The organism is Flavobacterium selenitireducens (genome assembly GCF_014748335.1).
Lineage (GTDB): Bacteria > Bacteroidota > Bacteroidia > Flavobacteriales > Flavobacteriaceae > Flavobacterium > Flavobacterium selenitireducens.
Genome location: NZ_JAAVIY010000019.1, coordinates 1 through 17,496, shown reverse-complemented (window position 1 = coordinate 17,496; position 17,496 = coordinate 1). Strand labels below are relative to the sequence as shown.

Here is a 17,496-nt window from a genome sequence, read left to right as displayed (position 1 = left end):
GATATATGAAACGGATTTTTTTTCGGCGAGCAACGTCTCGATTACGATCCTTTCCTTATGACTTAAATGGTTGAATGTTCTCTTCATTTACAACAAATCTATTGATAAGATTTTGTTGCGTTAAGTTCTTGAATTTACCGGGTTAAAAAAAATATTTCTGCTAACGTGAGGCCGCTAAACGCCGTCGCGGCCTTCCGGAGAGAATTTTCTCTGCTTTGGAATAAAGGTAGCGAAAACAAGATTTTTTCTAGCTTAACAAAGCAGAAAAAATCTTGTTTTCGCGACTTTTGGAAATTTCTGGTTCTAATCACTCTAAACCCGCGATGGCGGTTAGCGGCGGTTACTTGCAGGCCGAAAACACAAAGATTGGCGTGGCAATTTGCCTGGTACTCTCTGTTACGAGGTTGGTTCTAAAATTGCCACGGCGCCCGATTTGAAAAACGGTCGTTTTTTGAAAAAAATAGTGTCAAATCGGGCGCTCGCGCGCAGCGCCGGCTTGCAAGTAACGTGAGGCCGCTAACTTCTCGTTGCGGCAACCGGAGAGAATATTCTCTGCCGAACGAAGACGAAGTTATGAAAAAAAGTGGTTCTCGCTAACGAAAAACAGCAATGGAAGTTAGCGGCGGTTATAGCCCGTTTTTATTTCTTTCATTTAGGACATCAACAAGAAAGTCAGATAATGTCATTGACACATTCACAGCTAATTTTGCATGATGTTTTTTTGTGTTGAATTTATTAGCGTGCCTATCTCCAGCATTGTTGCTTAAAGCTGCTAAGCCATTTAGCGAAGTGTCAAGTCCGGCTAATATTTGGAAGACGAAATCTGGGATATCTTCTTTTTTCAAATCAATCTTCAATGCTTTTTTTGCTCTCGCCCAAAGCGCGAGAATATTTCCATCATTTTTTACTTCAACTTTTTCAATATTTTCGATCACGTGAATCAAGACTGCTTCAGCGAGAGTTCGAGCATTTGTAATTGCTCCATTAAAATCGTTAGTTGTTATTTTCTGTTGACATTTTTCAATTTGCTCGGAGACAAATTTATGATCGACTTCACTTAATGCTTGTGGTTCGATATAATTTCCTTGATTATCTATAATTTTATAAAAGTTTCCTTTTTTTGCTAAGTTAAATCCGTCAAATTTTATGAGCCCATTAATTTCTTTTACTATTGCTTGAACCTGTTCTTCATTACCTTCATATCTTCTTGGATCGACGAATTCTTCTAATATTGTTCTAAGCTGATCCGAGCCATTTGATTCAATAATTTTCTCTGTTGCGTATCGCCATCGAGTAGGGAAACCTTCTCCATAAATATCATCTGCACCACACTCGTTAAAAAAATCAACCAAGTCTGAACCAGTTAAATATGGAGTTGGCCCGCGATCGCCGGCAATTAATGTTCCAAGTTGTTTAGTAATTTTATTTGAAATTTTCACTCGATTTTTTATAAAATGGGCTATAACGTGAGGCCGCTAAACGCCGTCGCGGCCTTCCGGAGAGAATTTTCTCTGCTTTGGAACGAAGGTAGCGAAATCAACGATTTTTTCTAGCTTGCCAAAGCAGAAAAAATCTTGTTTTTGCGACTTTTGAAAAACTGATGGTTCAATTCAACCGTGAACCCGCGATGGCGGTTAGCGGCGGTTACTTGCAGGCCGAAAACACAACGATTGGCGTGGCAATTTACCTTGTATTCTCTGTTACCAGGGTGGTTCTAAAATTGCCCACGGCGCCCGATTTGAAAAACGGTCGTTTTTGGAAAAAATAGTGTCAAATCGGGCGCTCGCGCGCAGCGCCGGCTTGCAAGTAACGTGAGGCCGCTAACCGATCGTCGCGGCCAATCGGAGAGAATTCTCTCTGCCGACTTGAAAGGTAGCAAAACCAATGATTTTTTCAAGCTTGTCAAAGCAGAAAAAATTTTGTTTTCGCGACTTTTGGAAAACTGTTGGTTCAATTAACTGTGAGCCCGCGATGGCGGTTAGCGGCGGTTACCTGCCGTAATAATGTTCAATCGTAGTGATGTCTACACTTTACAATCTGTATTTCTTCATCCTGATATCTATAGATCAGTCGATGTTCGTCATCAATTCTCCTTGACCAAAATCCAGAATATTTATGCTTTAGTGGTTCAGGTTTTCCTAACCCTTCAAACGGACTTCGAGAAATATCTTTCAAAAGTTCATTGATTTTCTTGACCTTTTTTTTATCTATTTTTTGCCAATACAGATAGTCTTCCCAAGATTCATCTACGAATACATATTTCATTTTATTCCTCGATTAAATCTTTTTGAAATGATTTACCATTTTTCAACTTGTCAATAGCGGAATCCAATCTTTGCTCATTTTTCCTAGATGACAATTCATAGCTAGTTGCCATCAAAGAATTATATTCTTCTAAGGACATAACTACTATTCCAGATTCCTTTCCACGATTAATTATCAGTGTATCAAAATTCTTCGCGACACGATCGAAATAAGACTTTATGTCTTTTCTAAAATCAGAAATATTTGCGACTACCATAATAAATAATTTTGTACAAATATATGTACAATTTTTGATTTTTTATTAAGGTGGGTTGTTAAATTATGGCAGGTAACGTGAGGCCGCTAAACGCCGTCGCGGCCTTTCGGAGAGAATATTCTCTGCTTTGGAATAAAGGTAGCGAAATCAACGATTTTTTTTAGCTTGTCAAAGCGGAAAAAATCTTGTTTTCGCGACTTTTGGAAATTTTAGGTGCTAGTTACTCTGAACCAGCGATGGCGGTTAGCGGCGGTTACTTGCAGGCCGAAAACACAAAGATTGGCGTGGCAATTTACCTGGTACTCTCTGTTACGAGGTTGGTTCTAAAATTGCCACGGCGCCCGATTTGAAAAACGGTCGTTTTTGGAAAAAATAGTGTCAAATCGGGCGCTCGCGCGCAGCGCCGGCTTGCAAGTAACGTGAGGCCGCTAAACGCCGTCGCGGCTTTCCGGAGAGAATTTCCTCTGCCTAAAGAGAGCGAAGTTATGAAAAAAGTTGGTTCATTTGACTTGAAACCAGCGATGGCGGTTAGCGGCGGTTGTGCGAAGTTTAGATTTTTCGCTTGGTTGAGAAATTAAAGTAAATAATTGATATGGTCATGATCGAAGAATAGATGATACCAGTAGTTAGGGACGACAAAGAATATACTTTGGTTTCGGAAACATAAATGAAAGATAAATTAATTATTGTTATTGCTGTTAATGCTAAGATTATGAGCTTTTTAATTTCTGATATATTATCTGATTTATTCAAAAAGTGATTTACGACGGCTAAAATTATCATTATTGGAATCAGCGTAAAAAAACTCATTATTACTAATAAGAACATGAGCCACAATAAACCAGATAATTCCAAATTTTTGAAATTGCCAAATAGCAATACTAAAAGGGGTGATATAGATAAAGACGTAATCCAAATTTTCAACAGGTAATATTCGTCCTTCATAATCAGATTTTGATAAATTTCGCACAACGTGAGGCCGCTAAACGCCGTCGCGACCTTCCGGAGAGAACTTTCTCTGCTTTGGAATAAAGGTAGCGAAATCAACGATTTTTTCTAGCTTGCTAAAGCAGAAAAAATCTTGTTTTCGCGACTTCTGGAAATTTCAGCCTCTAATTTCTCTGAACCAGCGATGGCGGTTAGCGGCGGTTACTTGCAGGCCGAAAACACAAAGATTGGCGTGGCAATTTACCTTGTACTCTCTGTTACAAGGTTGGTTCTAAAATTGCCACGGCGCCCGATTTGAAAAACGGTCGTTTTTTGAAAAAAATAGTGTCAAATCGGGCGCTCGCGCGCAGCGCCGGCCTGCAAGTAACGTGAGGTCGCTAACTTCTCGTTGCGGCGTTCGGAGCGAATATTCTCTGCCGAACGCAGACGAAGTTATGGAAAAAAGGGGTTCTGGCTAACGAAAAACAGCAATGGAAATTAGCGGCGGTTATGCGAAGGCTTAGTACTTAACGAGTGCGTCAATTTGTTGTCTAATTATCTCGTCTCGATAAATAATAAAATCTTCAATTTCATCTTCATTATCAACGGTACCTTGTAAATATCCTTGCTTGATTAAGTATTGTAATCTTTTTACACCTTTTTTAGAATGGATCTTTTCTAACTCATGTCTTCGAACAAGGCAGTGGCCTGCTACAGAATTTATGCAAAGGTTCCAATTTGTCTCTGAAAATGACGCTGGTTTATCCTCATTTTCAAAGTATTTATAAAGTATATAAGAACTTTGTTTTCTGTTTCTCAAAAGTGAACTAAAATCGTCTCGATTATTATTAGCATACATTATTCTGGCGAAAATGTAATGATAAAATCCCCAGTTATCCATCCGATGTAGAAGAATGAAAGGAGAGGTTTTCGATAATTTATCTAATTCGGACCGAAATCGTAATTGAATTGATTCAATATTTTGATTCCTTGTGGATTTAATCAGTTCATAAATGTTGTTTCTAATGGTACTTTGAGTTATTGCTCGGCCAACCAAGACTCGCTTAATGGTATAAATATCTAAAAATCGAGCAACTACATTTATTTTTTCATCGATTTCCATGTTTGAATCTGCCTTGGAAATTGGAGAAATTACTAGTGGATAAGAAAGCGAATCGGCAATGGGGTAAAAGTTTGAAATATAGAGTGTTTCAAAATTAGGAATCCAATGATTTTTAAATGAATTTATGGCTATATATAAGTTGGAATAGAAATCAAAGTCGGACTTAATGAAATAGTAGTAATCTTCAGAAGTATTCAAATATATTTTATCAGAATTGTTTTTAACCCAAGTGTGAAATTGGGTTCCAATCTGTTCAAAATCTTCATTCTCGGCGCCTTGCTTAGTGTCACGTCGGGTTTCAGCATATTTTGCCCTTAGCCACGCGCGGAAAAAATCAAGTTCGCTTTCACTTCCGATTTTCGATTTAATATCAAATATTTTTTCTTTCCAAAAATCATTAGCTTCATCACTTTTGTCGTCATCATCAATCTTGTGTAATAGAAAGGCTTTTAGGATTTCGGTAGGATTCAAAGTTAATCCTCGATCATTCATCGTTTCGAAAATTGTATAGGCATTTTCTAGACTGTAAGCTTTAACTTCAACCAAAACAACTTTCTCCAGTATCCATTCGATAAATATTGGTAAGACGTTCTTAGTCTTAAATTCTTCAGGAAAAAGCAATGTTATGTCTTCATAGCGTTCAATCAAGTTATTTATTGATTCATCATTTTTCTTTACTTTAATACTATCGTCAAAATCCAGTTCTAAGTTAGATTCTAATTCTTCAGCATCTTCGAAAATAGTGGAAGGATTTTCGATTAGATGACTTAAAACCTTATTGCGAGTTTTTACATTTAAAACAAACGACACTTCACCAGATTTAGTCACATAAAGGTATGGCTTTAAATCGCGAAGAATGAGATTGTCTTCTTTGAGCTTCTCTTGCTCATGCAACAAATAAATTAATAGTAAGGTAAAAGAAGTTAATCGCTGCTGACCATCAACTATGGACAATTCATTATTTGTATCACACAATACAATAGGACCCATGTAATAGCAGTCGTAGTCATTTGCATTTTTTATCAAATGTCCTTCATTGTGATTTTTTTTAAAGCTAATGGATAAATCGCTTATTAACGATTCAATCTGTTTCCGTTGCCATCTATATTCTCTTTGGAAGGAATCTATGCGATATCGTTGTCCACTAAGAACTTCAGATAACTTTTTGTCTTTAGCGTCTATTTTATTAGCGATATGCCCCATATTATTCTAGTGAGTTTACTAAAACACGATTTAAATTGTATGCGTGCTTATAAGTTAAAGTTAATGCTTTGTTTGGGTTTATCTCTCCGTGAAAAATCTTATTTCTAAGTTGATAAATTAGTTCAATTAACACCTGAGTACAAAGGTCGATATTGGAAATGAAATAGAGGTTGTCCTTTATGAGCAGACCTTTGTCATCTGCCAAAATGCTTACCGGCTTTTGAGGATTAATCTCACCAAATCCTTTTTTTACAAAGTTTTGCACTTGTAAAGTAAGTCCTTGAAACGAAATATCTTGTTCTAATTCAGGAATGCTACATTTATGAAGCTCAATGATGCAAACTGTTGTTTGGGCCGGATTATTTTTCAATATGGTGCATTTAAACCGTTTTGTTGTTCTTGGTTGATTAAAGAAATACTCAAATTTATAAGTTCGTTTGTTATAGGTTTGCGTCCATTGTCGTACGGGATTCGGCGAAAGAGTAATACTGCCTAGTTTTATTCTCTTTTCTTCATTCGGAATTGAATTGGCCTCTAGTTGTTCATGTAAAGATTTCAATTCAGATTTAAAATCCAACGCTTCAATGGTATTGCCAAGAAGTAAATTCCTCAATTTGGTTTTATAAGGATTGTCAACCTGTTTAACGTAATCAATTAACGAGCGGTCGCTTGTTCTATTTAGGTCTTCATCATGAAAATTTTTAACGTACCATGCGTTAAAAGGAATCCAAGATTTTATGAACATAGCATAATAGTCTACATCCATTTTGTCGAGCCAATTAGCTAAATGTATATCACTCACAAATTGTATTTTTGATGCAATGTAATCATTTTTGTGTCAGTTTTCTGAATCGGCGCAAAGCTTTCGCATAACGTGAGGCCGCTAAAAGAAGGCGCGTCTATCAGAGATAGTCGTCTCTGCAGAACGTAAATCTACTTAAAAAATGATTAGTTCAACTACCTGAAAGTAGCGCTTTTTTTTAGCGGCTGTTAGCGGTTGTTTTTCTCTTTTATCGTTTTATGAATAAATTTAATTCCAGCTTTTCTTTCACCTTTCCAGAATTTTCGCCGCATGAATTTTCTCAAGTGTTTTGCCCATTCTCCCGAAGTCGTTAATTGCCCATTCTTCTTATGTGCCATTTCTTCCGATTTTATGTTTTCCAAAAAACTTCTGTCAAATAAAAGACAGTATCAATAAAATATAAAACTCCATTTCTTGTCAAAACATTTTCATCATGTAAATCCTCGAGAATAATTCCCAGTTCTATATTTTGATAATCATTGTTCCTGACGTTTTCAAAGCCGTTCAATTTCATAAAGTCTTTTACTAAGTTCAAATCAGTATTTTCTGTGATAGAAACATAAGACTGCTTAACAACGCAATATAAAATATCATTCTCCTTTGTAAATCCTACAAGTTCATACGCTGTATCCGGGAAAAAGAAATTGTGAAGCAACAGGTTGAAGAAGTAATCCCTCCAGGAATTGTAATATATCGCGTCATTAAGTTTAAGAACGTGATCAGAATCTTTTAGATATACTTTTTGTTCAGCACCTTCGCTTACGTATTGCGTAAAGTCAATGTCATTTATCCAAAATTCTTTTTCAGTAGCAAAATACTCTAATCTCTTTGTTTCTTGTTCTTTGAGTTGCTTTGCGTTTTCAATTGCTCCGCTTGTTTGCGTGCCATCGCCAATGTAACCGGCGATTGTTTGGATAATTGCTCCGAACCTAACTTGGCTCTTTCCTGAAATGACATTGTAGAGTTCATACTTCAATTGATTTTGCATTTACAAATATAACCAAACTTAAGAAATGGATCTTCGCAGCCGACGATCGAAAATAACCGCTAACGTTAGGCCTGTAACCGCCGGTGCGGAAAACGGAGATTGTACTCTCTGCCGAACGCAAACGAAGTTATGGAAATTGAGCGAACTTTTTACCGAAACCAGCACTGGCGATTACAGGCGGTTAGCTGCAGTCATTATATTATAAACCGTCCAACCGTTTCTTTCTGCACAAAACTTACTTTAATTGTCCCCTTAAGTCCTCGTTGATTAAAATATTCACCTTCCAAAACTTTTATATCTGGAAAATATTTTAAGTTAGAAGTTCCTAAATGATGGTGAAGCTGATTTATAAGTGCATTTGGAGTATTTGAAAAAATGTAAAATACTTCAAAGATTCCATTATTATTTTTTACAATTTCTTCAGATAAGCTAAAGCCTTGAGAAGTTTGATTGTTAGTTGCGATATCACCGTAATATGAATGAACACATATTTTCGATGCATTTTGTGATATCTCCATCACGCATTTTTTAACGGTTGGTAAATTTGTCGAAGGATCAATAAATGATGAAGTGAGCTCGCCTTCATAACGGCCATTTAAGTTTGGAACATCTATTAGCCAATTGAAAAGGGAAAATCTCCAAAGAAACCGATCAATAAGCAACAACACACCAGTAAGAATTGTAACTGTCGAAAAAATACCAACGTACCCGTATAAAATATTAAGGTCTTCATACTCGGATATTTTTTTTTCAATACATGCTGATAGCGGAGAAATTAAAAATATTAAAATAAGAATTAGTATAACTAGGTTACTTGAATTGTAATATCTAAAGTTCATTTCCTAAAATTGTAAATAGTTCCACATTTGTAACATAAAATTGTTCACATCCTTTTCTGACCATTTGCGTCCAACAAATAAATAAAGTAGTTCTGATACCTCGCCCCAATGTTTGCAATCTTCAGCATTTTGAGTTTTATTGTAAATGTATCTAATTGATTCTTTTAATCTATCAGTCCAGTTATCGTAGTCATTGAAAATTTTGTCAGGAACATTCCATACTAAACACTCGAGAAGAAATGATGTGACATTATCGCTAACATCAATTCCATCGTCAATCATTTTGTATCTAATTCGTCTGTAAATCCGGGTTAATCTCTTAAATCTCTTTTGAGTTCTGCTGTTTTTTCCTTTTCCATTTTCAATGTGTTGTAATGGAAAATTAATTATGCTTTTTCCAGATTTTGAAATGAACTTAACGCCTTCAACTTTTGCGGTCTCGGAGTCATATCTAATATATTTGAGAGTAGGGACAACATCAGTTTCTACCCTCGTGGAATCGGGAAGAATAGTTATACACTTATCGTTATCAACAACGTATTTTAGTCCAAAATAGGATATCATAGCATCTAGAACATCTTTCCTATAGGCCGGATAGGAGTATGAGCTATCAGAATAACCATAATCACTATCATTTTTACCGTCAGGAATTTTTACAAAATCAGCGCTATCCAATCTAACATTAATATCAATATCGCTATTATTTCTAACGTTCGTATCATTTGCATACGAGCCTTGTCCAAAAATTTTAGTTGATTTATCTTTCAAAGCAGCAGAATTTTTAATAGCTTCTCTAACTGCAAATTCACTATTTGCAAGTTTTTGCTCTTCGGTATCACTTGGCGGATATCGAAAATTGTTCAATTGATCTTCCGTAAATTTAGGCATAGTCGTGATTTTATGATTGCAGCTAACGCGAGGCCGCTAACTTTCGTTGCGGCAATCGAAGAGAATATTCTCTGCCGAACGAAAACGAAGTTATGAAAAAAAGTGTTTCTCGCTAACGAAAAACAGCAATGGAAGTTAGCGGCGGTTAGTGGTTGTTTCTTTATACAACAGCTTAATAATTTCATTTAAGCCGTCCAAGGTGCCTTGATAATAATTACCTTTTTTAAATTCGGGAATGAAATAGTTATCTATTAAGTTTTGGGTTTGGTTGTTTGTCAAAATTTTTTCAATCCCGTTTCCATTTTGAATTCTTAAACGGCGATAACCTTTCGATATTGCGATAAGTATTCCATTCTCTTTTTTGTGTTTTCCTACTGCCCACGTTTGTGCAATTTTCAGCGACATGGCTTCAAAATTTTCAGAAGATACGTTGTTTGTGTCGAGAGTGACAATGACAATTTCAAATGAGGTTTCACCTTCAACTTTAGTGATGATATTGTTCAAATTATTTTTTTCTTCGTCACTAAATAATTTTTCAAAATCATTGACCCAATTTTTTCTTTTAGGAATATTTAAAGCAAAAATATCTCGCCGTAATTCAAGTTTCTTAAGTTTAAAATGTTCAACTGAATCTTTTTTTGGCTGTGAATATGCCGTTGTGACTGTGATAAGAAATATTAGGAGAAACCTGTTCATAAACGAATTTGGGTTTGGAAATAACCACTAACGTGAGGCCGCTAACCGAGCGTTGCTGGCTTTCGGAGATTGTACTCTCTGCCGAACGCGGACGAAGTAAAACTAAAGAATTTTTTAGCTTGGAAAGCAGAAAAATTCTTAGTTTTACGGTTAAGGAGAAAGCACTTCTTTTTACCTGAAACCCAGCAATGGCGGTTAGCGGCGGTTACCAGACGTTTTTATTGGCCATTTATGTGATTGGATATCAAGTTTCTTACATTTTCTGAAAATCCAGTAATGAAAAGATTTCCCGACTTCTTTAATTCAATTCTTCCCTCTGGTTGAGATGCAATTTCATCTTGTATTGGCATTAGTTTAAATTGGAGATTCAAAAGTTCTGTCTTCTCTTTTGAATCTGCCAACGTTTCCAAAGATTGTCCTTCAAAAGTGATTATGTTCCCTAAATGCATTAGCACATTTTTTTTATTTTGAATTTCCACCTCGTTTTCCATCCCTAAATATTCTTCAATTTGAGAATTGAAAAACGTTTTGTATGAATCATAATCTCCGAATCGAATAACTTGTTTAACCGTAATTGTTGTTTCGGATGAATATTTTTTTTCGGATTTAAAAATTTCAAGTGCCGTTTGCCCAAATTCCGAATCAAGTTTATTTACTAGCGAGCTACTGATCGTTATATATCTTAAATCCGGAGCTTTGTTTGGTTCTTTTATTTCGAGAATAATGAGTGCATTACTGTTCATATTGTGTGATTTGATTGTTCGACGTATTTGGTAAAATGTCTGGTAACGTGAGGCCGCTAAACGCCGTCGCGACCTTCCGGAGAGAATTTTCTCTGCTTTGGAATAAAGGTAGCGAAATCAACGATTTTTTCTAGCTTGCCAAAGCAGAAAAAATCTTGTTTTCGCGACTTTTGGAAATTTCTGGTTCTAATCACTCTAAACCAGCGATGGCGGGTTAGCGGCGGTTACTGGAAGTGGCGGCACGTCCTATTGGCAAATCAAATGACGATTTTGTTTTATTCGTTAATCTTTTTTCTTTTAGCAGGCCAGCCATGTTGAGTCAACGAATGGTTCAATATCCATCGACGAAAATAGTTTGTTTTGGAATCTTATACCAACCAAAACTTTTGAACTTTGAATGATAATTATCGAAAATGCCTAAAGCCGACCAATGACTGCTTGTTAAAAACGCCATGCTGATCAAAGACTAATCTTTGCTGCTTGCCTAGATTTAAATATAATGATGTTCCTCGTTTGATCGCGATCAGCCGACTAATATTTTTCCTTCGTTGAATGGTAAAAAATTAGAGAGGAGTTCAGATTTTTTTTTGGAGTGACGTTTTTTCAGGTTTCGCGCTCGCCGCCATTTCCAGTAACGTGAGGCCGCTAAACGCTGTCGCGGCCTTCCGGAGAGAATTTTCTCTGCTTTGGAATAAAGGTAGCGAAATCGACGATTTTTTCTAGCTTGTCAAAGCGGAAAAAATCTTGTTTTCGCGACTTTTGGAAATTTCAGGTTCTAATTACTCTGAACCAGCGATGGCGATTAGCGGCGGTTACTTGCAGGCCGAAAACACAAAGATTGGCGTGGCAATTTACCTTGTACTCTCTGTTACGCGATTGGTTCTAAAATTGCCACGGCGCCCGATTTGAAAAACGGTCGTTTTTGGAAAAAATAGTGTCAAATCGGGCGCTCGCGCGCAGCGCCGGCTTGCAAGTAACGTGAGGCCGCTAACTTTTCGTTGCGGCAATCGGAGAGAATATTCTCTGCCGAACGAAAACGAAGTTATAAAAAAAGTGGTTCTATCTAACGAAAAACAGCAATGGAAGTTAGCGGCGGTTACTTGCATGCCGAAAACACAAAGATTGGCGTGGCAATTTACGTTGTACTCTCTGTTACAAGGTTGGCTCTAAAATTGCCACGGCGCCCGATTTGAAAAACGGTCGTTTTTTTAAAAAATAGTGTCAAATCGGGCGCTAGCGCTCAGCGCCGGCTTGCAAGTAACGTGAGGCCGCTAAACGCCGTCGCGGCCTTTCGGAGAGAATTTTCTCTGCTTTGGAATAAAGGTAGCGAAATCAACGATTTTTTCTAGCTTGCCAAAGCGGAAAAAATCTTGTTTTCGCGACTTTTGGAAATTTTAGGTTCTAATTACTCTGAATCAGCGATGGCGGTTAGCGGCGGTTGTACGCTGTTAGAATTTAAAAACCTTTCCGTTTTTATCTTGAGCATTATAATCGTCTATAACTTCAAATGAGTCATAGTCTACATTATTTAAAACTTTAGCTTGAAATATAACTTTGTCTTTGGTTTTTGCCCAGTTTTCATTTAACGGTTTAAATGAACTTAAATCGTCAACCTCTAAAGTTTTATAGCCCCAAATTAATGACTTCCCATCTGTAGCCCAAGGATACTTAATCAGTTTAAATTGTGATGGAACTATTGAATCAATTTTCCAATCTTGCTCTGAGCTATAAAAGCCAAAAAAGTAAATCGAATTTTTATCCTTAAAAAAATGGTCTGATATATATTTAAAAGTTTTAGAATCGGAATATGGGACGATTTTACCATCCATATAAACGTGAAATTTGTCTTTCCCAAAGATTGCATTTACACCGGAATACTTAAGATTTACAAACGTCTTTGCGTCAGCACCGTCTAACAATCTCTCATAATTGCCCACGCCTTCATTCCAGCCTTTGTGATATACTTGATTACCTTTGACAATGTATTCCTCTTTACACCCAATGAAAAGAAAAGTAATGGATAGGAAATAGAAAAGCTGTTTCATGTTTGTGGTTTTCACTAATAGCGCACAACGTGAGGCCGCTAAACGATCGTGGCAGCCTTCCGGAGACGGATCTCTCCGCTTGGACGAAAGGTAGCAAAACTTATGATTTTTCCTAGCTTTTCAAAGCAGGAAAAATCTAAGTTTTGCGGCTTTTGGAACCAGCTCTTCCTCTTAGTCGGCTCGCTGCCATGGCGGTTAGCGGCGGTTATCGCTGCTGCCTTCACTATTCTTAAGACTTTAAAACTGATGTCAAAGCATAATAAAGAATTTTAAATTCCCAATTTTCTTTAATCCAATAGCCTTGATCATATTTCATCATTCGAGAGATTATTTTTTTAAATATCTTTTCATTAACTTTATTTATTTGAATTTCCCCTGAGTGATATTTATTCAGAATAGCATTCAAATGAAAGGAAATTCTACCTCGCTTTTCATTTGAATTGAAGTGATTTTGTAGATGTCCAATGTGATAGTTTAAATTCATTATCTATAATCTTTATCTCTTCCAACAAATTTTATCGTGGTAAAATCATTATGAATATTAATTATCCTTTCGTGAAAGCCATTGTATTCAGGATCGCTGAGATAAGATTTTAGATCGAGAATTTGTTTGATTTTGATTTTCTCCAATGTCCCATCCCTAAATTTTTCTACGTGTTCGATCACTATTCCAAAAATATTTTCTTCAACGTTTGTATTAAATGCATTTCGAATCATTCGAGAAAGAATATTGACATTTCCCAATGCAAAAATTATGTCCTTTTCCATTTGTAGAATATTATATTTTACTATTCTATCGGTGAATTCAAACCGATTTTTGTTTGCAGTATGCGATAACGTGAGGCCGCTAAACGCCGTCGCGGCCTTTCGGAGAGAATTTTCTCTGCCGAACGAAAGCGAAGTTATGGAAAAAATTGGTTCTATTTACTGCAAATCAGCGATGGCGGTTAGCGGCGGTTGGCAGTAGTACTTATTGTTCTGGTGATTTCCAGTTTATTTTTTTCATCACTTCTTCGAACGTTAAATTTCCTATCTCCAGAATCTTTCCGTGTGCGTCAATGTATCCATGTTTAGTGCAAACAATCGAATAGTGTTGGCAATCGTCTTTATCCTCATGTTTGCCCCAAGGTTTTTTTTCACAACTTTCACCGATAATTGCCTTTCCGTTACTGAACGATGTTACGATTTCAAATTGCGGTTTGATTATAATGTTTCCTTTATGATCGGCGAATCCGATTTTATTATTTTGACCCACTATTCTTATCTTATTCTCGACTATTTCGTCTGGCGAAGGTTCACCAAAGCTTGTATTGTAAACTTTGAATAACACTTTTTCATCACTGTCGATAGCCGTCCAGCCACTTTCTCCTTTTATTAGGAAAATTGCGAAGTAACTTAATTTGTCTCCATTGAAAGAAACCGCATACCTTGAGGAATCAAGAACTTTTATAGTTTCTCCTTTTTCGTTAATTAAATGGTATATAGACTTCCAATGTGGTGTCTCAACTTCTTTCACGCTGAATTTTGTCTGAGCATCCATATTCGAAAAAGCCAAAAGCATCAAATAGAATACATATTTCATGTTACGTGTATTTTAGTATTACTGCCAACGTGAGGCCGCTAACCGATCGTCGCGGCCTTCCGGAGAGATTATTCTCTGCCGAAACTAAAGGTAGCAAAATCAACGATTTTTTCAAGCTTGCCAAAGCAGAAAAAATCTTGTTTTTGCGACTTTTGAAAAACTGATGGTTTAATTCACCGTGAACCAGCGATGGCGGTTAGCGGCGGTTACCTGCTGTATTTTTCATTGCGTCAGTTTAATTAACACCTCAATTTTTTCTTTATCAGTGTCAAAATTAACCGTTTTAGTATTGTGAATTGGGCTATCGTAACCATAGATTGTAGTTTTATCAAATGAACGAATGTCAAGAACGCTGAATGACTTTCTAAATATTTTAAGTTCCATATTCATTGTGTCTAAAACTCCGATTTGTTGAACAGTTCCTTTTAAAAATTTTCGTGTCCAAATAGGAATTGCTACCAATTGTCCATTTGTTTCCCAAGTAGCAGGTCCGCCACACCAGTCATGTATTTTTAATTTCTTATTATTAGCAGTTTCTAAGAAACATTTTCCTCCGAGTGGAGCTCCCATTGCAATTTCGTTTAGGTCGTAATACACGACTTTTTGATATTGGTCTGCCGAAACAAGTTTCTTGTCATTATTGTGAAAATCCCAAGGATTTGGATAAGTCTCAATCATTTCGTTGTGGTCTTAATATAGCAGGTAACGTGAGGCCGCTAAACGCCGTCGCGGCCTCCCGGAGAGAATATTCTCTGCCGAAACGAAAGGTAGCAAAATCAACGATTTTTTCTAGCTTGTCAAAGCTGAAAAAATCTTGGTTTTGCGACTTCTGGAAAAAGTTGGTTCATACTACCTAAAACCAGCGATGGCGGTTAGCGGCGGTTACTTGCAGGCCGAAAACACAAAGATTGGCGTGGCAATTTACCTGGTACTCTCTGTTACAAGGTTGGTTCTAAAATTGCCACGGCGCCCGATTTGAAAAACGGTCGTTTTTGGAAAAAATAGTGTCAAATCGGGCGCTCGCGCGCAGCGCCGGCTTGCAAGTAACGTGAGGCCGCTAAACGCCGTCGCGGCCTTCCGGAGAGGATTTTCTCTGCTTTGGAATAAAGGTAGCGAAATCAACGATTTTTTCTAGCTTGCCAAAGCAGAAAAAATCTTGTTTTCGCGACTTGTGGAAATTTCAGTCTCTAATTTCTCTGAACCAGCGATGGCGGTTAGCGGCGGTTACAGGAAGGTTTAATTTACCAGATAATTTTTTTATAAATCATAGCCTAGATTTCTTGCTAGATTTTCATATTCTGAGACATATTTGTCAGTTCTTTCATTTGCCCAATTTAGTAGAGAAATTTGTCTTTGATAATTTTCTGAACCTTCCGTGCAGAGCTTCGTTACAAATTCTAATAAAGTGGCTAAACCATTCACATCCTCTACTTCCAATTCATAACTTGATAGGCTGTGAATAATCTCCATCGATGTTTGTAATATCTCCTGATACTGTGAATTTGATTCGTCAGATATTTCAGCAAGTTCTTTAGCTTGGCTACTAACGCTCAATGCAAAGTGTGCAACTTCTTGAGCTTTTTGTAGTGATTTTTCCATGTTGATGATGATTTGAAGTCTAATTTCGTTAAAACTTTCCTGTAACGTGAGGCCGCTAACCGATCGTGGCAGCCTTCCGGAGACGGATCTCTCCGCCTGGATGAAAGGTAGCAAAACTTATGATTTTTCCTAGCTTGGCAAAGCAGGAAAAATCTAAGTTTTGCGGCTTCGGGACAAAACTCTTCGTCTTAGTCACCTTGCTGCCATGGCGGTTAGCGGCGGTTATGTGAAGCTTATTTGTAAATTTCTTTTAGTATTTCTGTAAATCTTAGCGCTACATTTTTATCCATTCGTAACGCAAAATGTTCAGCAATTTTGACTTCATAAAGCACAAATGCATCATCTTCGTAGTATTGCATTTCCTGAATTAGATAGTATTCGTGTTCTCTTAAGCTGTTTCCTTGGCTTTCGTACAGCTCGTTTATTTCATTTTACTTTTCTGGACTTTCGTTTATTTTGGAAAGTTCAAGATGAATTTTTTCAATCTCATCCAGTTTTGCTTTGATGAGTTTGTCTATATCGAAATCTAATATGTTGATTTTGTTAAATAGAAAATTGTCCAACGACAATTTATCTAAATCCCTTCGGTCATTAATGTGCTCTTCAAACTCCATAGTTTCTATATAAGTTTCACATAACGTGAGGCCGCTAACTTCTCGTTGCGGCAATTGGAGAGAATATTCTCTGCCGAACGCAGACGAAGTTATGGAAAAAAAAGGTTATCGCTAACGAAAAACAGCAATGGAAGTTAGCGGCGGTTGGCGGCAGTGCTAATATTTTCAATTTCGAATTCTAGTTGTCTTTGATCAGATTCACTTTTTTCACCTAATACATTAATAAGTTCGTGATAGCTCATTTTGCCTTCAATATAATATATGATCAATGTTTTTCTAACTTTTTGAAAGTCATCGGACCTAACCAATTCAAATTGATACTTTTTTGTCGAATTGTCCATGAAAATTAAGCTCAGAAAATTTTCAGTTCCGTTTGATAATGCAGGTCCAAAATTTCCTTTTTGTGAACCGAAAAGTCTACCAATATAATCTTCATTGGAAATCTTTATTGATCTTATTTTATCTAGCTCAAAACTTTCGTCACCAATTTGTACTAGATCGTTTTTGAAAATAAGGTAGCCGTCTAGTTCTCCATTTAATGGCAAATATTTACCAAGATTAATAATTTTTAAGATAACCGCGCTTACGAATATTGCCGAAATTGTAAAGTATAAAATTTTTTCAAATAAAGTCCCTTCTATCTTTAGGAAGGTTGATATTAGTATTCGTAAGCCAATTAATGATAAAAGGAGCAAGTACACGACCTTATTTGTGGTCCAGACAAAATCTTTCGAGGGTTTATATATTGAAAATTTGTGAGTCATATACGATTTTCGAGCATTGCCGCCAACGTGAGGCCGCTAAACGCCGTCGCGGCCTTCCGGAGAGAATTTTCTCTGCTTTGGAATAAAGGTAGCGAAATCAACGATTTTTTCTAGCTTGCCAAAGCAGAAAAAATCTTGTTTTCGCGACTTTTGGAAATTTCT

17 protein-coding genes are annotated in these 17,496 nt (G+C 36.7%); all 17 read right to left on the bottom strand.

The window, feature by feature from the left end:
* Window positions 1-626 precede the first annotated feature (626 nt).
* The gene (locus HC229_RS16740; protein ID WP_191021530.1) at window positions 627-1,439 is read right to left on the bottom strand and encodes an abortive infection family protein; all 813 of its coding nucleotides are present in this window, start codon (window positions 1,437-1,439) and stop codon (window positions 627-629) included.
* A gap of 568 nt (window positions 1,440-2,007) precedes the next feature.
* Entirely contained in the window at window positions 2,008-2,265 is a 258-nt protein-coding gene (locus HC229_RS16080; protein ID WP_191021529.1) for a Txe/YoeB family addiction module toxin, read from the bottom strand.
* A 1-nt stretch (window position 2,266) separates the two neighbouring features.
* Window positions 2,267-2,521, bottom strand: a complete 255-nt coding sequence (locus tag HC229_RS16075; RefSeq protein WP_191021528.1) for a type II toxin-antitoxin system Phd/YefM family antitoxin — start codon at window positions 2,519-2,521, stop codon at window positions 2,267-2,269.
* Between the two features lie 1,447 nt (window positions 2,522-3,968).
* Window positions 3,969-5,774 carry a DUF262 domain-containing protein gene (locus HC229_RS16070; RefSeq protein WP_191021527.1) on the bottom strand — a complete coding sequence of 602 codons (1,806 nt, stop codon included), beginning with the start codon at window positions 5,772-5,774 and terminating at the stop codon, window positions 3,969-3,971.
* 1 nt (window position 5,775) lies between these two features.
* On the bottom strand, window positions 5,776-6,576 hold the full coding sequence (locus HC229_RS16065) for a hypothetical protein (RefSeq protein ID WP_191021526.1): 801 nt from the start codon (window positions 6,574-6,576) through the stop codon (window positions 5,776-5,778).
* Window positions 6,577-6,764: 188 nt separating this feature from the next.
* Complete coding sequence (locus HC229_RS16060) at window positions 6,765-6,914, bottom strand: hypothetical protein (protein ID WP_191021525.1); 150 nt, start codon at window positions 6,912-6,914, stop codon at window positions 6,765-6,767.
* 11 nt (window positions 6,915-6,925) lie between these two features.
* The gene (locus HC229_RS16055) at window positions 6,926-7,552 is read right to left on the bottom strand and encodes a putative polyvalent protein kinase domain-containing protein (RefSeq protein WP_191021524.1); all 627 of its coding nucleotides are present in this window, start codon (window positions 7,550-7,552) and stop codon (window positions 6,926-6,928) included.
* Window positions 7,553-7,758: 206 nt separating this feature from the next.
* Window positions 7,759-8,403: a Cap15 family cyclic dinucleotide receptor domain-containing protein gene (locus HC229_RS16050; protein WP_191021523.1), complete on the bottom strand. Its 645-nt coding sequence runs from the start codon at window positions 8,401-8,403 to the stop codon at window positions 7,759-7,761.
* Window positions 8,404-8,406: 3 nt separating this feature from the next.
* A complete protein-coding gene (locus HC229_RS16045) occupies window positions 8,407-9,291 on the bottom strand; it encodes a nucleotidyltransferase domain-containing protein (RefSeq protein ID WP_191021522.1) in 885 nt (294 codons plus the stop codon).
* A gap of 135 nt (window positions 9,292-9,426) precedes the next feature.
* The gene (locus HC229_RS16040) at window positions 9,427-9,987 is read right to left on the bottom strand and encodes a TPM domain-containing protein (RefSeq protein ID WP_191021521.1); all 561 of its coding nucleotides are present in this window, start codon (window positions 9,985-9,987) and stop codon (window positions 9,427-9,429) included.
* A gap of 218 nt (window positions 9,988-10,205) precedes the next feature.
* Window positions 10,206-10,730 (bottom strand): hypothetical protein, encoded by a 525-nt coding sequence (locus HC229_RS16035; protein ID WP_191021520.1) that lies wholly within the window; start codon window positions 10,728-10,730, stop codon window positions 10,206-10,208.
* A 1,448-nt stretch (window positions 10,731-12,178) separates the two neighbouring features.
* On the bottom strand, window positions 12,179-12,775 hold the full coding sequence (locus tag HC229_RS16030) for a DKNYY domain-containing protein (RefSeq protein WP_191021519.1): 597 nt from the start codon (window positions 12,773-12,775) through the stop codon (window positions 12,179-12,181).
* Between the two features lie 483 nt (window positions 12,776-13,258).
* Window positions 13,259-13,543, bottom strand: a complete 285-nt coding sequence (locus HC229_RS16025) for a hypothetical protein (protein ID WP_191021518.1) — start codon at window positions 13,541-13,543, stop codon at window positions 13,259-13,261.
* 202 nt (window positions 13,544-13,745) lie between these two features.
* On the bottom strand, window positions 13,746-14,357 hold the full coding sequence (locus HC229_RS16020) for a WG repeat-containing protein (protein WP_191021517.1): 612 nt from the start codon (window positions 14,355-14,357) through the stop codon (window positions 13,746-13,748).
* A 222-nt stretch (window positions 14,358-14,579) separates the two neighbouring features.
* Complete coding sequence (locus HC229_RS16015) at window positions 14,580-15,035, bottom strand: hypothetical protein (protein WP_191021516.1); 456 nt, start codon at window positions 15,033-15,035, stop codon at window positions 14,580-14,582.
* Between the two features lie 579 nt (window positions 15,036-15,614).
* Window positions 15,615-15,956 (bottom strand): hypothetical protein, encoded by a 342-nt coding sequence (locus HC229_RS16010; protein WP_191021515.1) that lies wholly within the window; start codon window positions 15,954-15,956, stop codon window positions 15,615-15,617.
* Between the two features lie 748 nt (window positions 15,957-16,704).
* Entirely contained in the window at window positions 16,705-17,271 is a 567-nt protein-coding gene (locus HC229_RS16005; RefSeq protein WP_191021514.1) for a hypothetical protein, read from the bottom strand.
* Between the last annotated feature and the right edge of the window lie 225 nt (window positions 17,272-17,496).